Source organism: Alitiscatomonas sp., assembly GCF_037242085.1.
GTDB classification, from domain to species: Bacteria; Bacillota; Clostridia; order Lachnospirales; family Lachnospiraceae; genus Alitiscatomonas; species Alitiscatomonas aceti.
Genome location: NZ_JAXXBR010000040.1, coordinates 1 through 6,258, shown reverse-complemented (window position 1 = coordinate 6,258; position 6,258 = coordinate 1). Strand labels below are relative to the sequence as shown.

The 6,258-nt window shown below is 56.8% G+C and carries 4 protein-coding genes and 1 riboswitch; all 4 genes read right to left on the bottom strand.

Going from position 1 to position 6,258, the window contains the following annotated elements; genetic code table 11:
- Window positions 1–205: 205 nt before the first annotated feature.
- Entirely contained in the window at window positions 206–2,449 is a 2,244-nt protein-coding gene (gene pflB, locus WIH05_RS02110) for a formate C-acetyltransferase (RefSeq protein WP_022273549.1), read from the bottom strand.
- 81 nt (window positions 2,450–2,530) lie between these two features.
- Window positions 2,531–3,253, bottom strand: coding sequence for a pyruvate formate-lyase-activating protein (pflA, locus tag WIH05_RS02105; RefSeq protein WP_022273550.1), 723 nt, complete (start codon window positions 3,251–3,253; stop codon window positions 2,531–2,533).
- Between the two features lie 108 nt (window positions 3,254–3,361).
- Window positions 3,362–3,440: riboswitch (ZMP/ZTP riboswitch) on the bottom strand.
- A gap of 48 nt (window positions 3,441–3,488) precedes the next feature.
- Window positions 3,489–4,325, bottom strand: coding sequence for a carbon-nitrogen hydrolase family protein (locus tag WIH05_RS02100; RefSeq protein WP_337424908.1), 837 nt, complete (start codon window positions 4,323–4,325; stop codon window positions 3,489–3,491).
- A 48-nt stretch (window positions 4,326–4,373) separates the two neighbouring features.
- Window positions 4,374–6,101, bottom strand: coding sequence for a [FeFe] hydrogenase, group A (locus WIH05_RS02095; RefSeq protein WP_022273552.1), 1,728 nt, complete (start codon window positions 6,099–6,101; stop codon window positions 4,374–4,376).
- Window positions 6,102–6,258 lie beyond the last annotated feature (157 nt).

The window sequence follows — 6,258 nt, the reverse complement described above, 5'->3', positions numbered from 1 at the left end:
CCGGCAGCCGAGAACCAGAGAAAGAAGAAGGATCGGAGACAGGGGGCCTGTAAAACAAAACCGCACGCCCCATAAGAACATATGCCGGGACTGTATCTTACCAGCGCCCCGGCACTCTCCTCCATCCGGCAGGAAACGCCCTGTTCCGTCCCGTAAAAAAGCCCCTGCCTCCCGGAATTTTCCAGGAAACAGGGGCTTTCTGTTTTTACATGCTCTCGTGGAACGTCCGCTTGATGACCTCCAGCTGCTGCTCTCTGCTGAGACGGCTGAAGTTCACGGCGTAGCCGGAAACACGGATGGTCAGAGTCGGATATTTTTCCGGATGCTCCATGGCGTCGATGAGGAGCTCCCGGTTCATAACGTTGACGTTTAAGTGATGGGCTCCCTGGATAAAGTATCCGTTTAAGATCATCACCAGGTTCTTCATCCGCTCCTCCTCCGATTTTCCAAGAGCCGTGGGCGTAATGGAGAAGGTGTTGGAAACTCCGTCCTGGCATACGGCCCGGTAGGGGATCTTAGCCACAGAGTTTAAGGATGCCAGCGCGCCGTGGCTGTCCCTTCCGTGCATGGGATTTGCCCCCGGGGCGAAGGGCTCTCCGGCCTTTCTTCCGTCGGGCGTCGTTCCCGTTTTCTTACCGTACATCACGTTGCTGGTGATGGTAAGAGCTGACAGCGTATGGATCGCATCCCGGTACAGGGCGTGCTTTTTAAGCTCTGCGGAGAAGAAGGACACCAGCTCCACGGCGATGTCGTCCACCCGGTCGTCATCGTTTCCGTATTTGGGGAACTCTCCCTCCACCTTAAAGTCCACGGCCACTCCGTTCTCATCCCTTACGGGCGTCACCTTTGCGAATTTAATGGCTGATAAAGAGTCCACAGCCACGGAAAGGCCGGAAACGCCGAAGGCTGCCAGGCGCTCCACCCATGTATCGTGAAGGGCCATCTGGCTGGCCTCATAGGCATATTTATCATGCATGAAGTGGATGATGTTGATGGTGTCCACATAAAGCTCCGCCACATAGGCCAGGGTCTTCTTATAGTCCGCCAGCACATGGGAGTAGTCCAGGACCTCTTCTGTATTCTTTTCCAGTCCGGGGATCACCTGGAGTCCCTTTAACTCGTCCACGCCGCCGTTGATGGCGTAAAGCAGGCTCTTGGCCAGGTTGGCCCTGGCGCCGAAGAACTGCATCTGCTTTCCAACAGCCATGGCCGATACGCAGCAGGCGATGCAGTAATCGTCGCCGTACATGGGCCGCATCAGATCATCGTTCTCGTACTGGATGGAGTCTGTATCAATGCTCATCCTCGCGCAGTAATCCTTAAAGGCCTCCGGCAGGTTCTGGCTCCAGAGCACGGTCAGGTTGGGCTCCGGGGCGGTTCCCAGGTTGGTCAGCGTATGGAGATAGCGGAAGGTGTTCTTCGTCACCAGCGTCCGGCCGTCCACGCCCATTCCTCCAAGGCTTTCGGTCACCCAGGTGGGATCTCCGCCGAACAGCTCGTTGTACTCCGGAGTCCTCAGATGGCGTACCAGGCGGAGCTTGATGATAAACTGGTCGATGAGCTCCTGGGCTCCAGCCTCTGTAAGGATCCCCGCCTCCATGTCCCTCTGGATATAAATATCCAGGAAGGTGGCGGTCCGGCCCAGGCTGGTGGCTGCCCCGTTGTTTTCCTTGATCCCGGCAAGATAGGCCATATACAGGTTCTGGACGGCTTCATGGGCATTTTCCGCAGGCTTTGTGATATCGCAGCCGTACTTCGCAGCCATGTCCGCCATCTTCTTTAAGGCGCGGATCTGCTCGCTCACATCCTCTCTGAGACGGATCCTCTCGTCGGTCATGGGCCCGTCTAAAAGCTTCAGGTCTGCCTTTTTGGACTCAATGAGGAAATCTGTGCCGTAAAGGGGGACACGGCGGTAGTCGCCAACGATCCGGCCGCGGCCATAGGCGTCGGGAAGTCCTGTCAGAAGTCCTGCGCTTCTGGCCACACGGATCCGCTCCGGGTATGCGTCGAATACGCCGTCGTTATGGGTCTTTCTGTATAGATTAAAGTGCTTTTCCACGTCCGGATCCAGCTGGTAGCCGTACTGCTCCAGGGCGCTCTTGGCCATCCGCATGCCGCCGAAGGGATTGACGATGCGCTTTAAGGGCGCGTCGGTCTGGAGCCCGACGATCACTTCATTGTCTTTATCAATATAGCCGGGAGCAAAGTTGTCGATGCCGGACACCACTGTGGTATCCACGTCCACAATGCCCTTTTTTACCTCCTCCAGGATCAGGCCGTGAGCCTTTTCCCATACTTTTTTCGTCTTTTCCGTGGTCCCCTCCAGAAATCCATCTCCGCCTGCATAGGGCATATAGTTTTTCTGGATAAAGTTCCTTACGTTGACCACATGGCGCCACTCGCCGGTCTTAAAGCCTCTCCATGCTGTACAGTTTACATCGATACTCATATTGATCTCCTTTCACCCTGTCACAGATCACGTTTTGTGATCCCATTCTCTTCCATCTGATCTCCGATGCTCCTCAGACCCTCAGCCATTTTTCAGCCCGCAGTTCATACGCTCCTGCCATTTGACAAGAGCTCCGCTCTCCATGGGCGGCACGCCCTCCAGAGGATATGGGATTCCCATGGCGCGGTATTTGGGCACCCCCAGAACATGATATGGAAGCAGCTCCACCCGCTTCACATTCCGTATTCCCTTTACATACTCTGCCAGACCCGCCAGATGGTCCTCTCCGTCCGTAAGGCCGGGAACCACCACATGGCGGAGCCACAAGGGAACCTCCATGGACTGGACCGCGTCCAAAAATTCCTCATAGGCATCCATGGACCGGCTGGTGACAGCCTGATACCCTTCTGGCGTATAATGCTTCACATCCAGAAGCACCAGATCCGTATTTTTGAGGATCTCCCCATAACCGCCGCAGCCCACTCCCGCCGTATCCAGGCAGGTATGGATCCCACGGCTTTTACACAGGGCAAGGGCCTCTGTCAGAAATTCCTTCTGTAACAGCGGCTCCCCTCCGGAAAACGTAACGCCTCCGTCGGCCCCGTAATAGGGTTTAAACCGCATCAGCCGGTTTACAGTCTCCTCCGGAGATTCCAGGGTCCCCCCTCCGCAGAGCTCCCACGTATCCGGATTATGGCAATACCGGCACCGCAGGCGGCAGCCCTGTAAAAAAATCACCGTGCGGATCCCGGGTCCGTCCACAAGCCCCATGGATTCCCAGGAATGGATCCGTCCCATGGCCATACGATCTCCTCCTTCTCAGCAAAACCAGATGAAACTCCTCTCAGTTCCAGATCTGCCCTGGGCCCCGTTCACGCCTTCCTGCAAAGCAAAAAAGAGCCGTCCATCCGGGCAGATTGCCCAGACGGTCGGCTCAGCAAGATCATACTTCATGTGGTTTCTTCCACTTCCGTCAGTCATATGATGATTCCACTATACAAAAGATTCCTGGAACTGTCAAGATGGAACTGCAAATTTTTTACTTCCTTTTTTCCTCCACCTGGTACACGTCCGTCCTCCGGCTTTCCAGGGACGGCATCCGGCGGCGGACCGCATCGGCATGATCCAGATCGATCTCCCCATAAAAGACCCCTGTCTCCGATCCGGCCCGTACCAGAACCTTTCCCCAGGGATCGATGAGCATACTGTTCCCATAGGCCGTGTAGGCCGGCTTCACCCCGGTCTGGGCTGCCGCGATCACATAGCAGCCGTTTTCCACGGCCCTGGCCCTGAGGAGAAGCTCCAGATGCTCCTCCCCGGTCTCCTTTGTGAAGCTCACCGGAACAAAAAACACTTTAGCTCCTTTTATGGCCAGCAGACGGTACAGCTCCGGAAACCGCACATCGTAGCAGATGGACATTCCGAAGCACCCCAGCTCTGTTTCCGCCGTCACCACTGTGTCTCCAGGGCGGATCCGGTCCGATTCCCGGAACGGCCGTCCGTCAGCCAGCGTAATATCGAAGGTATGGAGCTTCTGATATTTTGCCAGGATCCGGCCGTCTGACCCTATGAGCACGCTGGTGTTGCAGGCCCGCTTTTCTCCCGGGATCTCCTCCGTAATGCTGCCTCCATGGATATAGATCCCGTGCTCCGCCGCCTTTTCCATCAGTCGTTCCGTGGAGAATCCGGGAACCGGCTCCCTTCCTCCGCCGGGGCCTGTGTTTTTGCCGATCAGGTTCATGACCTCGGGAAAGCACACCAACTCCGCCCCCGAAGCCGCCGCCTCATCGATCCAGGCACAGGCGTCCTCAAGATTCTTTTCCTTATTGTTCTGGGTGTCCATCTGGACCATTGCGATCTTATATTTCCGTTTCATGGACTCCTTTCCCGGACCATTCATGTCCGCCAGAAAACTCCCCCCGCCCTATTTCCTGTGCTCCGTATGCAGCAGCAGATGGGCTTTATGGGAATTGGGCTTTTCAAAAAATTCCTCGTACATAGCCTTCACGTCCGGATTTTCATGGGAATACCGGAGTCTGGCGCCGGCGTCCAGATAATAAAGCTGCCTTCCCCGTTCAAAGGCCAGCTCCTTCCCATCGTGGATGGGCTGTCCGCCTCCGCCCACACAGCCTCCGGGGCAGGCCATGACCTCCACGAAGTCGTAATGGACCTCTCCCCGGTCGATCCGCTCCAGAAGAGCCCTGGTGTTTCCCAGGCCGCTGACTGCTGCCGTCCGGAGCACCAGATCGTCGATCTTGAATTCTGCCTCCTGGACGCCATTGTTGGCGTTGAAGCCCAGGCTGCGCACTGCCCGGAAGGCGTCTGCCGGAGCATTTTTCCCTTTCAGGGCAAAGTAGGCCGTCCTCAAAGCCGCCTCCATGACGCCGCCGGTGGCCCCGAAGATGACTCCGGCTCCGGTCCCCTCCCGCATGGGGCTGTCGCTTTCAATATCGTTTAAGCCCTCCGGCCTTATGTGGGCGGACCGGATCATCCGTACCAGCTCTCTTGTGGTCAGGACTGCGTCCACGTCGTGGCCTGCGTATTCCTCATAAAACAGCTCCATCTCCCGCTCTGCCTTCTTGGCCACGCAGGGCATGATGGAAACTGTGAAGATCCGCTCCGGGTCCACTCCCAGCTTCTGGGCATAATACGTCTTCATCACCGCTCCGAACATCTGCTGGGGCGATTTGGCCGTGGACAGATATTTCACCATATGGGGGAACTGGGTCTTTACGAACCGGATCCAGCCGGGGCAGCAGGAGGTGAACATGGGTCTGTCCCTGAATTCGCCTTTTGTAAACCGCTCCAGGAACTCACTGGCCTCCTCCATAATGGTCAGATCCGCCGAAAATACCGTATCAAAGGCGTAGTCCACGCCCATGCGTTTTAAGGCGTCCATGATCCGGCCGATGGTGGCCTCCTCCGGGGAAAGTCCCAGCTCCTCGCCCCAGGCTGTCCGCACCGCCGGAGCCACCTGGGCCACCACGATCTTCTCCGGATCCTCAATGGCCTCCCAGACCTTTTCCGTATCGTCCCTGGCAGTCAGTGCCCCCACCGGGCAGTGGGTGATGCACTGGCCGCAGAGCGAGCAGTCCGCCTCCTCGATGGTCTTTCTGCCGGAAACATTGATGGTCACCCGGGAACCGGTCCCCTCCACGGTCCAGATCCCCAGTCCCTGGACCTTTTCACAGATCTGGACACAGCGCATGCATTTGATGCATTTTTCAGATTTTCGCAATAATGGGAAATTTTTATTCCATGGCTGGTGCTCCAACGTATGGTGGAAGGGAATTTCCAAAATATTCAGATCGTTGGCGATCTTCTGCAGGCTGCAATTCCCGCTCCTCTGGCAGGTGGCGCAGAGGCAGTCGTGCTGGGACAGGAGAAGCTCCACGATCTTTCTCCTGTGGCGGCGGACCTTGGGACTGTTGGTATAAAGCACCATGCCCTCGGCCACCACGTTGTTGCAGGAGGTGATCAGCCTCTCCTTCCCCTCCAGCTCCACCACACAGACACGGCAGGCGGCGATCTCGTTGATGTCCTTTAAATAGCACAGACTGGGGATCGGGATCCCGCATCTGGCTGCGGCGTCCATGATCGTCGTTCCTTCTCTTACCTGGATCTTCTTTCCGTCGATCGTCACATTTACCATATCGTATCCCTGCCTCCCTTAAAGATTCCATAGCCAAAGTGGTCACAGCGCAGGCACCGGTCGGCCTCCTGCCTGGCCTCCTTTTCTGTCATGCAGTTTTCTACGCCTTCAAAATCATGGACCCGCTGGCAGGCCTCCCGCTCCGTCAGGTTGACCC